This is a genomic window from Streptomyces sp. NPDC101178 (genome assembly GCF_044767965.1).
GTDB lineage: Bacteria > Actinomycetota > Actinomycetes > Streptomycetales > Streptomycetaceae > Streptomyces.
On the sequence record NZ_JBIWOZ010000014.1, the window covers coordinates 15,617 to 31,384 of the forward strand.

At 73.2% G+C, this 15,768-nt stretch carries 16 protein-coding genes; 10 read left to right on the plus strand and 6 right to left on the minus strand.

The window, feature by feature from the left end; translation table 11 throughout:
* Nucleotides 1–69: 69 nt before the first annotated feature.
* Nucleotides 70–771, minus strand: a complete 702-nt coding sequence (locus ACIRR8_RS30100; RefSeq protein ID WP_404070764.1) for a maleylpyruvate isomerase family mycothiol-dependent enzyme — start codon at nt 769–771, stop codon at nt 70–72.
* Between the two features lie 108 nt (nt 772–879).
* On the opposite strand from ACIRR8_RS30100, the gene ACIRR8_RS30105 reads away from it, so the two are divergent.
* Together ACIRR8_RS30105 and ACIRR8_RS30110 are read left to right on the plus strand one after the other, a co-directional pair.
* Nucleotides 880–1,563 carry a hypothetical protein gene (locus ACIRR8_RS30105; RefSeq protein WP_404070767.1) on the plus strand — a complete coding sequence of 228 codons (684 nt, stop codon included), beginning with the start codon at nt 880–882 and terminating at the stop codon, nt 1,561–1,563.
* A 138-nt stretch (nt 1,564–1,701) separates the two neighbouring features.
* Nucleotides 1,702–2,997: a Cmx/CmrA family chloramphenicol efflux MFS transporter gene (locus ACIRR8_RS30110; RefSeq protein ID WP_404070983.1), complete on the plus strand. Its 1,296-nt coding sequence runs from the start codon at nt 1,702–1,704 to the stop codon at nt 2,995–2,997.
* On the opposite strand, the gene ACIRR8_RS30115 is transcribed toward ACIRR8_RS30110, so the two are convergent.
* Nucleotides 2,943–3,419: a VOC family protein gene (locus ACIRR8_RS30115; protein WP_404070770.1), complete on the minus strand. Its 477-nt coding sequence runs from the start codon at nt 3,417–3,419 to the stop codon at nt 2,943–2,945. The two genes, ACIRR8_RS30110 and ACIRR8_RS30115, sit on opposite strands and share 55 nt — an antisense overlap.
* Before the next feature lie 78 nt (nt 3,420–3,497).
* Nucleotides 3,498–4,463, minus strand: coding sequence for a DUF5996 family protein (locus tag ACIRR8_RS30120; protein WP_404070772.1), 966 nt, complete (start codon nt 4,461–4,463; stop codon nt 3,498–3,500).
* Between the two features lie 235 nt (nt 4,464–4,698).
* Here ACIRR8_RS30120 and ACIRR8_RS30125 point away from each other — a divergent pair, with 235 nt between their 5' ends.
* Together ACIRR8_RS30125 and ACIRR8_RS30130 are read left to right on the plus strand one after the other, a co-directional pair.
* On the plus strand, nt 4,699–5,421 hold the full coding sequence (locus ACIRR8_RS30125; protein WP_404070776.1) for a flavodoxin family protein: 723 nt from the start codon (nt 4,699–4,701) through the stop codon (nt 5,419–5,421).
* Between the two features lie 142 nt (nt 5,422–5,563).
* The gene (locus ACIRR8_RS30130) at nt 5,564–5,923 is read left to right on the plus strand and encodes a UBP-type zinc finger domain-containing protein (protein ID WP_387922874.1); all 360 of its coding nucleotides are present in this window, start codon (nt 5,564–5,566) and stop codon (nt 5,921–5,923) included.
* Between the two features lie 49 nt (nt 5,924–5,972).
* Here ACIRR8_RS30130 and ACIRR8_RS30135 read toward each other — a convergent pair whose 3' ends face one another.
* Both ACIRR8_RS30135 and ACIRR8_RS30140 read right to left on the minus strand, forming a co-directional pair.
* Nucleotides 5,973–6,245 (minus strand): DUF4031 domain-containing protein, encoded by a 273-nt coding sequence (locus ACIRR8_RS30135; protein ID WP_237327198.1) that lies wholly within the window; start codon nt 6,243–6,245, stop codon nt 5,973–5,975.
* Nucleotides 6,242–6,610: a hypothetical protein gene (locus ACIRR8_RS30140; RefSeq protein ID WP_404070780.1), complete on the minus strand. Its 369-nt coding sequence runs from the start codon at nt 6,608–6,610 to the stop codon at nt 6,242–6,244. The genes ACIRR8_RS30135 and ACIRR8_RS30140 overlap by 4 nt, the downstream gene beginning before the upstream one ends.
* 105 nt (nt 6,611–6,715) lie before the next feature.
* On the opposite strand from ACIRR8_RS30140, the gene ACIRR8_RS30145 reads away from it, so the two are divergent.
* The 5 genes from ACIRR8_RS30145 (at nt 6,716) to ACIRR8_RS30165 (ending at nt 12,776) form a co-directional block, all read left to right on the plus strand.
* Complete coding sequence (locus tag ACIRR8_RS30145; protein WP_404070783.1) at nt 6,716–7,636, plus strand: MurR/RpiR family transcriptional regulator; 921 nt, start codon at nt 6,716–6,718, stop codon at nt 7,634–7,636.
* 50 nt (nt 7,637–7,686) lie between these two features.
* Nucleotides 7,687–8,646, plus strand: coding sequence for an N-acetylmuramic acid 6-phosphate etherase (gene murQ / locus ACIRR8_RS30150; RefSeq protein ID WP_404070786.1), 960 nt, complete (start codon nt 7,687–7,689; stop codon nt 8,644–8,646).
* Between the two features lie 47 nt (nt 8,647–8,693).
* Nucleotides 8,694–10,265 carry a PTS transporter subunit EIIC gene (locus tag ACIRR8_RS30155; protein ID WP_404070789.1) on the plus strand — a complete coding sequence of 524 codons (1,572 nt, stop codon included), beginning with the start codon at nt 8,694–8,696 and terminating at the stop codon, nt 10,263–10,265.
* A gap of 230 nt (nt 10,266–10,495) precedes the next feature.
* A complete protein-coding gene (locus ACIRR8_RS30160) occupies nt 10,496–12,301 on the plus strand; it encodes a PP2C family protein-serine/threonine phosphatase (protein ID WP_404070791.1) in 1,806 nt (601 codons plus the stop codon).
* Between the two features lie 67 nt (nt 12,302–12,368).
* Nucleotides 12,369–12,776 (plus strand): response regulator, encoded by a 408-nt coding sequence (locus tag ACIRR8_RS30165; RefSeq protein ID WP_404070794.1) that lies wholly within the window; start codon nt 12,369–12,371, stop codon nt 12,774–12,776.
* A gap of 39 nt (nt 12,777–12,815) precedes the next feature.
* On the opposite strand, the gene ACIRR8_RS30170 is transcribed toward ACIRR8_RS30165, so the two are convergent.
* Nucleotides 12,816–15,245 carry an ATP-binding protein gene (locus ACIRR8_RS30170; protein ID WP_404070797.1) on the minus strand — a complete coding sequence of 810 codons (2,430 nt, stop codon included), beginning with the start codon at nt 15,243–15,245 and terminating at the stop codon, nt 12,816–12,818.
* 204 nt (nt 15,246–15,449) lie between these two features.
* On the opposite strand from ACIRR8_RS30170, the gene ACIRR8_RS30175 reads away from it, so the two are divergent.
* Nucleotides 15,450–15,620, plus strand: coding sequence for a DUF5670 family protein (locus tag ACIRR8_RS30175; protein ID WP_404070800.1), 171 nt, complete (start codon nt 15,450–15,452; stop codon nt 15,618–15,620).
* Nucleotides 15,621–15,768 lie beyond the last annotated feature (148 nt).

Here is a 15,768-nt window from a genome sequence, read left to right on the forward strand (position 1 = left end):
ACGCTATTGACTGCGGCGGTGGCCGACAAGAGCCGGTCCGAGGAACGGAAGGCCCGCCGCCGCTTTCGGTCATCGGCCGTCCGGCTTCGGCGGCCGGTCGAAGAGGTGCAGGTCCCCTTCCCGTACGCCGTGCAGCTCGTACCGCGTGCCGACCAGTGGACGGTTCGCGTACAGGCGGACCAGCGTGGGCCCGTCGCCCCGGTACCGGCCCGCCGGTAGGCCGTCGGGCGACGGGACACCGAGCTGCCGAGGCGCTCCCCCGCCTCCCACCTCGGCGACGATCCGCGGCATCTCCTTCGCGTACGCCGAGCCCTCCAGCAGGCCCAGGGCGTACGGCAGTCCGCGCCCGGCGTACGCCCCGTCGAGCCCCCACGCCTCGCGCACATCACCGGCGTGCACCCACTCGCCGAGCGCGATCCCGTCCAGTTTCCCGCCCGCCGCCGCGATCACCGGCCCCGCCTCGGTCATCCCGCGCTCCAGCTCGTCGAGGAGCGCGGCCAGGGGCAGACCGGCCCGCTCCGCGATGTCCCGCTCGTTGGACTCGGGCGAGAACACGCCGTCCTCCAGCCGGTCCTCCACCACCCGGGTCAACGCGGCGGCGCAGTGCGCGAGGACGTGGCGGACGGTCCAGCCTGGACACGCGGTGCGGAGGTCGTACGCGGACTCGGGAGTGGCGCGCAGGAGCGGGAGGAGGTCGTCGCGCTCGGTGCGCAGGAGCAGACCGGGGAGTTCGGGATCGCGTACGGGAGCGGAGGAGGCCATGGTCGTCATGGCTCTCAGCCAACCGCACGGAGGCGGCGGGCCGTGGAGGGATGCCGGAATCCGTGCGGAGGCTCAGCCTCCAGGTCCGTGCGGAGGCTCAGCCTCTAAGGTCGTCCCATGACGGACAGTCCGCGCCCCCGCGACCCCCGTACCGCGCTAGTCGACCGCTGGCGGGACACGCTCCTCGCCGCCCGTTCCGGAGCGCCCGGCGACGGCCCCGGCGCTGGACCCGATCCGCTGCCGTACGCCGAGAACCTGCTGGACCGCTGGGACGAGCCGCAGCGGCGGTACCACACCACCGCCCATCTGACGGCGGTCCTGGACCGGATCGACACCCTCGCTCCGTACGCCGCCGATGTGCACGCGGTGCGGCTGGCCGCCTGGTTCCACGACGCGGTGTACCGGCCCGACCGCACGGAGAACGAGGAGCGCAGCGCCGCCCTCGCCGAGCGCGCGCTGCCCGAGGCGGGGGTGGCGGAGGCGGTGACGGCGGAGGTCGCACGGCTGGTCCGGCTCACGGTGACGCACGACCCGGCCGACGGGGACCGGAACGGCGAGGTGCTGTGCGACGCGGACCTGGCGGTGCTGGCGGGCGACCCGCAGGAGTACGCGGCGTACGCGGCGCGGGTACGGGAGGAGTACGGGTTCGTGCCGGACGAGGCGTTCCGGGCCGGGCGGGCCGACGTACTGCGGCAACTCCTCGCGCTGCCGAGGCTGTTCCGGACGCCGCACGGGGCGGCCGCCTGGGAGGCGCGGGCCCGGCACAACCTGGCGACGGAGCTGGAGCTGCTGGAGCGGTAGCCCGGTCCGCGGTGACCGGACCGGCGAATGTTCCGCGCCGGACGTTCAACGTCCACGTACCGGGAGCCGGGAATGCGGTTACGTTCTCCGGCGTTGGAACGAGTCATGCCCGACTCCACCTCCCGCCGCCGCACACCCATGCCGCTGGCCGTATACATCCTCGGCCTCTCGGTCTTCGCTCTCGGCACCAGCGAGTTCATGCTGTCGGGTCTGCTGCCGCCGATCGCCGACGACATGGACGTCTCGATCCCGCAGGCCGGACTCCTCATATCCGCCTTCGCGATCGGCATGGTCGTCGGCGCCCCGCTGCTGGCCGTGGCCACGCTGCGGCTGCCGCGCCGGACGACCCTGATCGCGCTGATCTCGGTCTTCGGCCTCGGGCAGGTGGCGGGCGCGCTGGCGCCGACGTACGAGGTGCTCTTCGCCTCCCGGGTGGTGAGCGCGCTCGCCTGCGCGGGGTTCTGGGCGGTCGGGGCGGCGGTGGCCATCGCGATGGTCCCGGTGAACCAACGGGCGCGGGCGATGGCCGTGATGATCGGCGGCCTGTCCATCGCCAACGTGCTGGGCGTGCCGATGGGGGCCTTCCTCGGTGAGCACCTCGGCTGGCGGTCGGCGTTCTGGGCGGTGGGTGTGGCGTCGGCGGTGGCGCTGGTGGGGGTCGTCACCCGCATCCCGCACATCCCGCTGCCGGAGAAGAAGCCGCAGCTGCGGCAGGAGCTGGCGATCTACCGGGACCGGCAGGTCTGGCTGGCGATCGTGATCACCGCGCTGGCGGCGGGCGGCGTGTTCTGCGCGTTCAGCTACCTGGCACCGCTGCTGACGGACGTGGCGGGCCTGGACTCGGGATGGGTGCCGTGGATCCTCGGCCTCTTCGGGGTCGGTGCGCTGATCGGTACGACGATCGGCGGCCGGGTCGCGGACGCGCACCTCTTCGGGGTGCTGCTGAGCGGGATCACGGCGTCCACGGTGTTCCTGGCGGCGCTGGCCCTGTTCGCCTCCAGCCAGGTCGCGGTGGTCGCGCTGGCGTTCCTGCTGGGCCTGTCGGCGTTCTTCACGGCCCCGGCACTGAACGCCCGGATGTTCAACGTGGCCGGTGCGGCCCCGACGCTGGCCGGCGCCACGACGACGGCCGCGTTCAACCTAGGCAACACGAGCGGCCCGTGGCTCGGCGGCACGGTGATCGACGCGGACTTCGGCTTCGCCTCCACGGCGTGGGCGGGCGCGGCGATGACGGTCCTGGCGCTGGCGGCGGTGACGGTGTCGCTGCGGCTTCAGCGGGGTGGCCGGGGCGGCGTCTCGCGTTCGCGGCTGATCGCGAAGAGCGCTGCCACCGGTACGGGGAGCGCGTCGGGCGCGGACCGTGCGGTGCCGGCCCCCGCTCACGGTGAGGGGTCTTCGGCGCGGTTTGGTGGTCCGGGGGCCGGGTCGGCGTAGACACCGCGGAGCATGCCGGTGGCCTGACCGACCTCGATCAGATAGCCGTCCGGATCGCGCAGGTAGCAGCGGATCTCGGCCTTGCGGTCGATCGGTCCGGTGACGAATCGAGCGCCCTTGGCGCTCCAGTCGCGGTGGACGGCCTCGATGTCCGCCACACGGATGTTGAGGAAACAGGACGCGCTGGAGACGTCCTCCGGTGGGCGCAGGGTGATGCCGGGTTTGTCGGGGGTGGGCCCCCCGCCGGGATTCATGATGATCCAGCTGTTGGCCAGCCGGACCGTGCACGGGTTCTCGGCGAGAACGACCTCACCGCCGAGGACGTCCGCGTAGAAGGCACGCGAACGGGGCACGTCGGCGACGCTGAGGAAGTAGGTCAGGAGCATCCCTGACTCGGGTGCGGGAAAGCCTTCCGTGGACATGGTTCACATCCCTGCTTCGTGGTCGTCCGATCTGGTCGGCGGCCGGGCTCACGACCGTGGCCCGCCGGCTCTCCCGGGTCACGTTCCGGGCCGAGGATGTGCCGTGGCCGGGGTCGCGGCCTGGGGGTCGGTCACTCCCCCCGGACAGAGCCGGTCGGTGTCCCAGCCCGCCAGGCGGGCGCCGGCCGCGTACGCGGAGTCGTAGAACCGGAGGATCGCCGCCGACGCGTCCGGCCGGGTGCGTACGTCGTCGTAGGGCAGCAGGGCCAGGTGGGAGCCGTTGCTCTCCGTCCACCGCGCGGCCGACGGTTCCAGCGGCTGCCGCCCCAGTCCTTCGGGTTCCGGCGCCGTGTACGAGTAGAAGGCGGGTTCGGGGTAGGACCGTTCGTCGCCGAACCAGAAGCCGCTGCTGATCACCTCGCGCGAGTACGCCTCACGGGTCACCGGATCGACGGACAGCCCTTGCACCACGTGCCGGTCGGAGAACCGGGTGACGGCGATGTCGAAGGTGTGCCAGAAATGGTGGACCGGGCTGGTCTTCCCGGAGTACCCGGCCGCGTACTTCTCCAGGATCAGCATGACCTGGGTGAGGATCGTCCAGTAGCGGCTCACGGCGGCCGGATCGTACGTGGCGTGTTCGTCGTCCTCTGCGAACGGCCTGGCGGCGTCGGGCAGGTCGAAGGGGTACGGGTGCTCCGGGGCCACGCTGATGCCCAGGTGGGCCAGCGCGCCGGTGAACGCGCGGTAGAAGTCGCCGACCGACAGGCCCGTCAGAGGGAACGACAGCCGGCGCCCGTCGAGGGTCGACACGCGGAGCCGGTGGGCGCTGAAGTCGAAGTCGACGGTGAACACGGTGCCGTCGCCGAGCGGGCCGCAGGGCCGGGTGGTGATGCCGTCGCCGGTCAGGTGGAAGGGAACGTTCCACCAGTGGTTGCGCCGGACACTGGACTCCAGCCGCACCTTCCCCACGATCTGGAGAAACCGGTGCAGCGTCTCCTTCGTCGGGGCCCAGGACTCCCGGGGCAGCGAGGGAAACAGATCCATCGGAGGCGCCTCCCGGAGGCCCGCCCCGGCCCGGCCGGCCGAGGGCACGTGGTTCCACTCTCCCGCCCGGCGCCCCGGGCCGCATCCGCTGGCGCGCGGGGCGGGAGACGCCGGAGGTACCGGGCGGGAGCGCCGGGGTGCCGGAGCGCGTACCACGTTCGCCGCACCGCGATGGCCGTCACCATCCCGGTCTTCCAAGCTCGTGGCATCAGCCACCGCGAAAGGACACGCGCCCGTGCCATCCACCACTCCGCCCCGTTACGACGACCTCAGCGCCCTCTACCTCAACTGCACCCTCAAGCCGTCGCCGGAGACGAGCAACACCGAGGGGCTGATCGCCCGCAGCACCGCCGTGATGCGCGCGGCCGGCGTGCGGACGCGGGTGATCCGACCCGTCGACCGGGACCTCGCGGTCGGCGTCCAGCCCGACATGACCCAGCACGGCGCCGCCACCGATGCCTGGCCGGAGCTGTACGCCGAAGTGATGGCCGCCGACATCCTGGTGCTCTGCGGACCGATCTGGCTCGGTGACAACAGCTCGGTGATGAAGCACGTCATCGAACGGCTCTACTCCAACTCGGCCGAACTCAACGACGCCGGCCAGTCCGCCTACTACGGACGGGTCGGCGGCTGTCTCATCACCGGCAACGAGGACGGCCTCAAGCACTGCGCCATGAACATCCTCTACAGCCTCCAGCACATCGGCTACGCCATCCCCCCGCAGGCCGACGCGGGCTGGATCGGCGAGGCGGGCCCAGGCCCCAGCTACCTCGATCCCGGTTCCGGCGGCCCCGAGAACGACTTCACCAACCGGAACACCACCTTCGCGGCCTGGAACCTCATGCACCTCGCCGCTCTCCTGAAACGCGCCGGAGGCGTCCCCGCGTACGGCAACCAGCGCCCCGAGTGGCAGGCCGGCTGCCGCTTCGACGCACCCAACCCGGAGCACCGCAGCTGACGAGGGTCCGCCCCCGGGGCGGTCGAGCCGCCGTGCTCCCCCGGCTGGCCCGCCACCGGGACCGGGCGCAGCCTGGAAGGGCCGGTGGTCCCGCAACCGTGTGGGACACCGCCCGGCGAGGAACCGAGCGAGGAGCACATCCATGGCTGACCGAGCGATTCCCGGTATCGACCCGCAGGCCGCCCCGAGCGGCCCGGGGTGCGCCGACTGCCTGGCCGGGGACGGTCCCGGCTGGTGGTTCCACCTCCGCCGCTGCGCCGCCTGCGGCCGCGTCGGCTGCTGCGACTCCTCCCCGTCCCAGCACGCCACCAGCCACTCCCGAGCGGCCGGCCACCCCTTCATCACCAGCTACGAACCGGGCGAGGAGTGGTTCTACAACAACGAGACGCAGCAGTTCTACGAGGGCCCGCAGCTTGCTCCGCCCACCTCCCACCCGGCCGACCAGCCCGTTCCCGGACCGGCCGGAGCAGTGCCCGAGGACTGGCAGCAGCGGTTGGCGTGAGTCCGGACCCGGTCCGGACGGGGGTTGCGCGCGACCTGTGGGCGGCTCGCTACCGCGGCGCCGCGCGCCCTTTGGGACGCCGGAGCCCGGCGGCCGTGAGGCGGCGGACCAGCTCCTTCGAGCCGATCTCCCGCGCTCCGGCCCGCACCGCGTCCGCGTAATACGCCTCCGGTACGTCGTAGTGGTCGCGCTCGAAGGCGCGTGGCGGGCAGCCGATCGCGGCGGCGAAGGTGTGCAGCTCCTCGAACGACTCGTCGCTGACCAGGTGCGACCAGAGGCGGCCGTGCCCGGGCCAGGTGGGCGGGTCGATGTAGAGGGTCACCGCCGCAGCGCCTCACCGAGTGACCCGACCGGCGCGACGGCCACGGCCGCCTTCACGCACACCCAGTGCGGGTCGGGCCCGAGCTCCGGTTCGACGTCCAGCGCGTGCGGCTCCTCCTCGGCGCAGGCGGGGCAGAGCGGCCACCGCCCGTACTTCTCCAGCAGCGCGTCCTGCACGTCCTGGGCGACCAGCCCGGCGACGAACTCCGCGCCCTCCGGCCACTGCTCGACCCACCACCGGCGGTGCGTCACGGCGTCCTCGACGAGCGAGACGACGTCCGCCTCGGCGACATCGCCCGCGACGAGATCGGCCATGACCAGCGCGCGGGCGGTGTGCAGTGCCTGCTCCAGGGGGTTCAGCTCCATGCCCCCATTGTGCGCCCGCGTACGTGCGGGGCGGCGCCAGAGGTAGGGACCACCGGGGGTCCACAGGGGGTTGACGGGACTCCGGGTTGAAAATATCTTTCAGGCGTGACCCAAGACGTGAAGGAAATTTTCAACGGCGACTCCCCGCCCGCTCCCGCGGCCCTCGCCGCGAAGGTGCGGACGCTCGCGCCCTCCATGACCCGCTCCATGCAGCTGGTCGCCGAAGCCGTCGCGGGCGACCCGGCCGGATGTGCCGCCCTCACCGTCACCGGTCTCGCCGAGCTCACCGGCACCAGTGAGGCGACCGTCGTCCGCACCGCCCGCCTCCTCGGCTACCCCGGCTACCGGGACCTGCGCCTCGCGCTGGCCGGGCTCGCCGCGCACCAGGAGTCGGGCCGCTCGCCCGCCGTCACGGCCGACATCGCGGTGGACGACCCGATCGCCGAGGTGGTCGCCAAGCTCGCCTTCGACGAGCAGCAGACCCTCGCGGACACGGCCGCCGGGCTCGACACCGTACAGCTGGGCGCCGCCGTGGCCGCCGCGTCGGCGGCCCGCCGCATCGACATCTACGGCGTCGGCGCCTCCTCCCTCGTCGGCCAGGACCTGGCGCAGAAGCTGCTCCGGATCGGCCTGATAGCCCACGCCCACACCGACCCGCACCTCGCGGTGACCAACGCGGTGCAGCTGCGCGCCGGTGACATGGCCATAGCGATCACGCACTCGGGGTCGACCGGTGACGTGATCGAGCCGCTGCGGGTCGCGTTCGACCGGGGGGCGACGACGGTCGCGATCACCGGACGGCCCGACGGGCCCGTATCGCAGTACGCGGACCATGTGCTCACCACCTCCACGGCCCGCGAGAGCGAGCTGCGGCCCGCCGCCATGTCGAGCCGGACGAGCCAGCTGCTGGTCGTGGACTGCCTGTTCATAGGCGTGGCGCAGCGGACGTACGAGACGGCCGCGCCCGCCCTCGCCGCCTCCTACGAAGCGCTGGCCCACCGCCACAGCCCGCGCTCCACCCGTTGATCCAGCACCACCCGTACGCGTACGAGCACGAGAAAGCAGAGCCGCCCTCCATGACCTCCACCACCGACACTCCCGCCTCCCCTGAGGGCTACGGCGAGCTCCGCGCCCAGCTGGCCACGCTCACCACCGAGGCCTTCCGCCCCGAGCTCGCCGAGATCGACCGGCTGGCCACGCCGGAGATCGCACGGATCATGAACAGCGAGGACACCACCGTCCCCGCCGCCGTCGCCGAGCGGCTGCCGCAGATCGCCGCCGCCATCGACGCCGCCGCCGAGCGCATGGCCCGCGGCGGCCGGCTGATCTACGCGGGCGCGGGCACCGCGGGCCGCCTCGGCGTGCTGGACGCCAGCGAGTGCCCGCCCACCTTCAACACCGACCCGTCCGAGGTCATCGGCCTGATCGCGGGCGGCCCGTCCGCGATGGTGAAGGCGGTCGAGGGGGCCGAGGACAGCAAAGAGCTGGCCGCCGCCGACCTGGACGCGCTGAAGCTGACGGCGGACGACACGGTGGTCGGGATCTCCGCCTCCGGCCGCACGCCGTACGCGATCGGCGCGGTCGAGCACGCGCGGGACCAGGGTGCCCTCACCATCGGCCTCTCCTGCAACGCGGGCTCGGCGCTCGCCGCCGCCGCCGAGCACGGCCTGGAGATCGTCACCGGCCCCGAGCTGCTCACCGGCTCGACCCGGCTGAAGGCGGGCACGGCCCAGAAGCTCGTCCTCAACATGATCTCGACGATCACCATGATCCGGCTCGGCAAGACGTACGGGAATCTCATGGTCGACGTCCGCGCCTCCAACGAGAAGCTGCGGGCCCGCTCCCGGCACATCGTCTCCCTGGCCACCGGCGCGTCCGACGCCGAGATCGAGGCCGCGCTCGCCGCCACCGACGGCGAGGTCAAGAACGCGATCCTCACCATCCTCGGCGGAGTCGACGGCCCCACCGCCGCCCGGCTCCTGACCGAGTCGGACGGCCACCTGCGCGCCGCGCTCGCGGCCGTACGCACCACCTGACCCACCCCTGGGCCCTCCACGCCCCGCACAGCAAGGCACCTCGCACCATGGCCACTGAAGACAAGAACCGCGCCACCGCCGCCGCGATCCTCCCGCTCGTCGGCGGCGCCGCGAACGTCAGCTCCATCGCCCACTGCATGACCCGGCTCCGCCTCGGTCTGCACGACCGGTCCCTCGTCGACGACGAGGCGCTGAAGGCCCTGCCCGCCGTGATGGGCGTGGTCGAGGACGACACGTACCAGATCGTGCTGGGTCCGGGCACGGTCGCGCGGGTCACGCCGGAGTTCGAGCGCCTGGTGGCGGAGGGCCGCGAGGCGGCACCGGCCCCCGCGCAGGCCACCGTGTCGGCCGAGGAACTGGCGGCACAGGGCGCGGCGATCAAGGCGCAGCAGAAGGCGAAGAACGCCACCCCGTTCAAGCTGTTCCTGCGCAAGATCGCCAACATCTTCGTACCGCTGATCCCGGCGCTCATCGGCTGCGGCATCATCGCGGGCCTCAACGGGCTGCTGGTCAACCTCGGCTGGCTGCCCGCCGTGACGCCGGCGCTGGCGGCGATGGCGTCCGGCTTCATGGCGCTGATCGCGGTGTTCGTGGGCTACAACACGGCGAAGGAGTTCGGCGGTACGCCGATCCTGGGCGGTGCGGTGGCGGCGATCATCGTCTTCCCGGGCGTCGCGAACATCGACGCCTTCGGCCAGACCCTCTCCCCCGGCCAGGGCGGTGTGCTCGGCGCGCTGGGCGCGGCGGTCCTCGCCGTGTACGTGGAGAAGTGGTGCCGCCGCTGGGTGCCGGAGGCGCTGGACGTGCTGGTCACGCCGACGCTGACGGTCCTGATCTCCGGCCTGGCGACGATCTTCGGCCTGATGTACGTGGCCGGGGAGATCTCCTCCGCGATCGGTACGTTCGCCGACTGGCTGCTCGCCACCGGCGGCGCGGGCGCGGGCTTCGTCCTCGGCGGCCTGTTCCTGCCGCTGGTGATGCTCGGCCTGCACCAGGCGCTGATCCCGATCCACACGACGCTGATCGAGCAGCAGGGCTTCACGGTCCTGCTCCCGATCCTGGCGATGGCGGGCGCGGGCCAGGTCGGCGCGGCGATGGCCGTCTACTTCCGTCTCCCCCGCAACGAGTCGATCCGCCGCACCATCAAGTCGGCGCTCCCGGCCGGCCTGCTCGGCGTCGGCGAACCCCTGATCTACGGCGTCTCGCTGCCGCTGGGCCGCCCGTTCATCACGGCGTGCGTGGGCGGCGCGTTCGGCGGCGGCTTCGTCGGCCTGTTCAACCAGCTCGGCGACACGGTCGGCTCCACGGCCATCGGCCCGTCCGGCTGGGCCCTGTTCCCGCTCCTGGACGGCAACCACGGCCTGGGCTCGACGATCACGATCTACGCGGGCGGCCTGCTCGTCGGGTACGTGGCGGGGTTCGTCGCCACGTACTTCTTCGGCTTCAGCAGGGACCTGCTGACCGAGTTCAACGTCTCCCAGGAGCCGCCGTCGTCGACGGTCGCGGCGACGGGCGGCCCGCACCCGGCGACGGACGCACCGGGGGCCGGCAGCTCCGGTTCCACGGACCCCGGCCCCACGGACCCCGGATCCCCGGAGAAGGCACCGGCCCGGGTCTGAGGGCCCGGACGCTTCGCACTCCTCGGTCTCGGCGCGCCACCCCTCGGGCACGTCCAGTTCTCGCCATGTCCGGAGCAGGTGGTCCCACGAACGAGTGGCCGCGCACAGAACAGCACGCTCTGCGGGACCCGCCCGCGTGATCCCTCCCACGGCATGAACTCCGGCCCTCCGGTCATACTGGCCGAGGACGGAGGACAAGGGCCTCGTACGGAAACCGGAGGGCGGGGGACATGGTCGACGACACCTGGTCCAGTGCGCTGCACCGGCTCTGGCAGGCCGCTTCGCGGGCCGAGGAGGTCGCGGCGCTCTCGGACGACGTCTACGCGCCGCTCCTCGCCACCCCGGGCGTCCACCTCGTCGTGGGGACGCGGTGGGACGACCGGCAGGTGCTGCGGTACATGCGCGCCCTGACCGCCGGGAGCGACGCCCCGGTGATCGTCGCCACCACGCGGTCGATGCCGGAGGCCGCCGTACGGGAGCCGGGCGGCGCGCCCGTGGTGACCCGGGACGCCGTGGGCGGGCTCGACGACGCGGTGTGGCCGGAGGCGGAGTTCCTGCGGCAGGCGCCGGGGGACTCCGTGGTGGCCTGCACCTTCCGGCTGGACCACCGCGGCTGGGCGGCGCTGGCCCTCGCCGTGGACGGCTCGGCGGACCTGGCGGCCGTCGAGAGCCGGCTGACGCAGGCCGTCGACGTCATCGTGGCCTGCCACACCGGCATCCTCCAGCGCGGCCGGGAGGCCCGCCGGGGCGCGGACGACGCGCTGCTCGCCGAGGCCTCGCTCCAGATGGACTCGTCCCTGGACGTGGAGGAGACCCTGCGCCGGGTGGCCCGGATCGCCGTTCCGGCCGTCGCCGACGGCGCTCTTGTCCATCTGCTGCGCGGCGAGGGTCCGGAGTTCGTCGCCGCCACGCACGTCGCCGTCCAGCGGCAGCGCGCACTGGAGGCGGCCGGCCGCGACGATCCGTGGCTGGCGGCGCTGCTCAGGCGCCGGGGCGAGGACGAGGACACGGTGTTCCTGAGCGGCGCCGCGCTGGAGGGCTCGCCCTTCGCCGCCCCCGATGAGGCGGCGGCCGGCGACGGCCCCCACTCCACCGTCGTCAGCGTCAGCACGCTCCGCGCGCGCGGCCGCGTCGTCGGCTACATCACCTTCGTCTACCAGCGCCCCGAGGCCCGGCTGCCGGACGGCGCCTTCCTCCTCAGCCTCGCCACCCGGGCCGCGCTCGCCATCGACAACGCCCTGCTCTACGAGCTCCGCCGCACCGCCGTCCTCTCGCTCCAGGAGCACCTGCTCCCCTCGCAGCTCCCGGTCACCGACCAGTGGGACCTGTCGGCCAGTTACGAGGTCGGCGACCCCATGCTCGACGTCGGCGGCGACTTCTACGACGCCGTGCCCAGACCCGACGGCTCCCTCGCCCTCCTCATCGGCGACGTCTGCGGACGCGGCGCGGAGGCGGCGGCCCTCACCGGCCTGGCCCGCCACACCCTGCGCACCCTGCTGGAGGAAGGCACCGACCCGGGCACCGCCCTCAGCCGGCTCAACCGGGCCCTGCGCCAGGAGCGGGCCAGCCGCTTCCTCACCGCGGTCGTCGCCACGCTGACGCCGCAGCCCGACGGCACGGCCCTGCTCAGCACGTGCAGCGCGGGCCACCCCCCGCCCCTGGTGCTCCGCGGCGACGGCACGGTCTCCGAGGTGCTCTCCGGCGGGCTCCTCCTCGGCGTCCTGGACGACGTCTCCTACGACAGCCACGAGGAGCGGCTCACCGCCGGCGACACCCTGGTGCTGTTCACCGACGGGCTCACCGAGTCGCGGGAGGCCGGCGGCGCGTTCTTCGAGAGCGTCCTGCCCGGGCGGCTCGCCGCGCTGCGCGGGTCCGACGCCGCCCACATCGCGGAGAGCCTGGCCCGGCAGGCCAAGGTGTTCCGCGACTCCGGACAGGACGACATCGCCCTGCTCGTGGCCCGCTGGATCGGCGTACAGCCGGGCGCGGGTCTGCTCCCCCACGACCTCCAGCTCGAACAGGCGGCCCTGCGATGACCAGCCGACCCGGTGGACAGCCGGAGCCGCCGATGACCACCCGCCCCCGTGAACAGGCAGGTCCCCGATGAACAGCGACGGACTGATCCTCGTCGTGGAGGACTCGGAGGAGGACACCGAGGCCATCCAGCGGGCCCTCTCCCGCTCCCATCCCTCCCTGCACGTGGAGTTCGCCCCGCGCAGCGACGCCGTGGTGGCGCGCCTCCTCGACCCCGCCGCGCCCACCCCCGACCTGGTGCTGCTGGACCTCAACATGCCGGGCGTGAACGGCCTGACGCTCCTGTCGAACCTGCGCGCGCAGGCCGCGTGCGCCTCGCTGACCGTGGTGGTCTTCACCTCGTCGACCTCCTCGGCGGAGGAGGACGCGTGCTACGCGGCGGGCGCGGACAGCTACATCTACAAGCCCGTCAACTTCGAGCTGTTCCAGACGGTTCTGCGCGGCGCGGTCGACTTCTGGATGGCCCAGAAGGCATAGGGCGTGTCCGGCCCTGGTCCGCCGGACACACCCCAGGGGTTACGGGGTACCGGCGGCGCCCAGCGTGAACCACACCGCCGTCCCCGGACCGCCACCGCCCGCCTCCCGGTCTCCGTCCGGCGCCGCCACCGGGCTCTCCAGCCAGAGCCGGCCCCCGTGGCGCTCCACGATCCGCTTGACCACGGCGAGGCCGACGCCCGAGCCGCCGCCGCGCTCCTCGCGGCGGTGCAGTCGGCGGAACAGCTGGAGGACGTCCTCCTGCTGGCCGGGCGGGATGCCGATGCCGTTGTCCCGTACGACGACGGCGACCGCCTCGCCTCCGCCCGGCTCCGCCACCGGCACCGCCTCCACCCAGAGCCGCCGCTCTCCCGAAGCGCCCTCGTCCGCCGCGTACTTGGCCGCGTTGACGAACAGGTTCTCCAGCACCTCCCGCAGCCGCTCCCGGTCCGCCCGCAGGCGCGGCAGCGGCGCCGGGCGCACCACCGTCACGCCCTGCTCCGCCAGCCGGCCCCCGGCCACGAGCAGCGCGTCGTCCACCACCTCGTCCAGCGACAACTCCACCCGCTCCAGGCCCACTTGGCCCAGCCGCGAGAAGTGCAGCAGCGAGTCGAGCAGGCCGTCCATGCGCTCGGCGAGCCGGCGTACGGTGGTCAGGCGGCGCAGCGAGGTGGCGTCCAGCACGTCCCCGGCGTCCTCGACCATGAAGGCGGCCGCGTTCGAGATCCCGCGCAGCGGCTCCTTCAGGTCGTGGGCCGCCGCGTGCGCGAAGGAGTCCAGGTCCTCGTTGGTCCGGGCGAGTTCGGTGTTCCGCGCCGCCAGCTCCGCCATCTGCCGGCTCAGCAGGCCCGACATCTCCCGCCACAGCTCCCCGGCCACGGCTCGCTGCGCCGGGGTCCACGGCGTGCTCCGTCCGCGTACGGTCGCCCGGTGGACGGCGGCGGAACCGCGCGGGGTCAGCCGCTCACCGCCCGGCCCCGTCCGCACCGGCCGCGCCGGATCGGCCGCCCACTCCCGGGGCGCGGGCTGCTCCCGGCGCCACCAGGCCAGCAGGTCGCCGTCCCGGTTGAAGGGCAGGAAGAGGAGGCCCGCGGGCAGCCCCTGCTCCTCGGCCTCCGCCGGGTCGAGTCCCAGCACCTCCGGCACCCGGTCACTGCTCCACACCTCGCCCACCGGACTCGCGCCCGCCAGCCGCTCCAGCAGCCCGGGCAGCGCGGCCGGAACCGGGTCACCCGTCGCCGACACCTCCGTACCGCCTCCTTGTACGAGCAACGCACCGTCCGCACACAGGAGTTCGGCCAGTCCGGAGTCGGGTCGCAGCAACACGTCCGGCTCCTGCGAGCTGAGCCGGGCCAGCAGCGTGGCCAGCGCCCGCCGGTAGCCGGACAGCTCGTCCGCCTGCTCGCGCTCGGCCACGGCCGCCAGTTGCAGGGACAGCGCGATCCCGAAGAACTCGCAGGCCGCCCGTACTTCGGGCGTCAGCCGGCGCGGCTCGTCACCGTGGCAGGCGATCAGCCCCCACAACTCGCCGTCGTGCAGCAGCGATACGGACATGGACGAGGCCACGCCGATGTTGCGCAGGTACTCCAGGTGGTAGCCGGAGACGGTACGGAGTATCGAGCCCGACAGGTCCAGCGGCTCGCCCGCCCCTTCCCGCAGCTCCGGCAGCAGCCCCACCGTCGCGTCGTCCACGTCCCCGATGACCCGGATCCAGTTGCGGGCGTAGAGGCGGCGGGCCTGCGGCGGGATGTCGGTGGCCGGGAACCAGAGCCCGAGCCACGGCTCCCGGCCCTCGTTCCGCACCTCCGCGATGACCTGGCCGGGTCCGTCGACGCCGTCGAACCGGTACGCCACCACCCGGTCGTAGCCGGTGAGCGCCTGGACCTCACGGACGGCGGCCGCGCAGCACTCGGTGACGCCGGTGGCGCCCTGGAGCCGGTGCAGGGCGCCCCGGACCCGGGGGTAGAAGTTCTGGAAGACGAACGGGGCCTCGGTGGAACGCGGTTCGAACTCCAGCACCAGCAGCTCCGCGACCCGGTGGACGGTCACGTCGAAGAGCCGCGCCCGCCCGTCGCCCGACTCCAGCGAGAGCGCCAGCACCCCGGAGGCAGCGGGCCCGTCGGCGGCCCGCTCCGGACCCGGCCCCGAAACCCCGCCGGCGGTCCCCTCCCCGAGGCTTCCCGCCTCCATGCTCTCCCGCGCCAGCGCCCACTGCTCCTCACCGATCAGCTCCGTGACCGGGCGGCCCACCAGCTCTTGGGCCGCCCGGCCCAGCACCTCGGCCGCGTTCCGGCTCACCGTGTCCACCACGGCGTCCTCCAGCCGCGCGGCGACCAGGGCCCCGTACGACTGGACGCCGCCGAGCAGATGGATCGGCTCCCGCACGCACTGGGAGAGGTCGAACTCCTGGCTCACACCGGCCTCGGCCGCCACCGCTTTCGGGGAGAGCCATCCCCGTACCTCGTCGGACACTGCCCTGCTCCTCCGTCCCGCCGCCGCTGCCGGCCGCGCCGTCGCCCCCGCTCGCGCCTTCCTACCACCCTCACCCGCCCCGGCGTCGCGCACACCCGGCCACGCGGCACGCCGCCCGGTGTGAAGAAAAAATAAAACTGATCACCGCCCATGGCGCGTAGGGAAGATGAAGCCGGGAACCTGAATTCCCGGAGGTTGATAATCATGGTTCCCCTGCTTCTCGTTCTTCTGCTCGCCCTGGTTCTCTTCGGTATCGGTTTCGCGGTCAAGGCCCTCTGGTGGATCGCCGTGATCGTGCTGGTGCTGTGGCTCGTGGGGTTCTTCGTCCGGCCTGCCGGCAGCGGTGGCCGACGAGGCCGCTGGTACCGCTGGTAAACGCGCCTGACCAGCGACAACGGGGCGGGGGGGGCGGGGGGGGGCCGCCCCCCCCCCCCCCGGCCCCCCCCCCCCCCCCCCCCGCGCCCCCCCCCCCCCCCCCGGGCCACCCCAATCTAGCGCCCGAAAAAAAAAAAAAATACAAGTA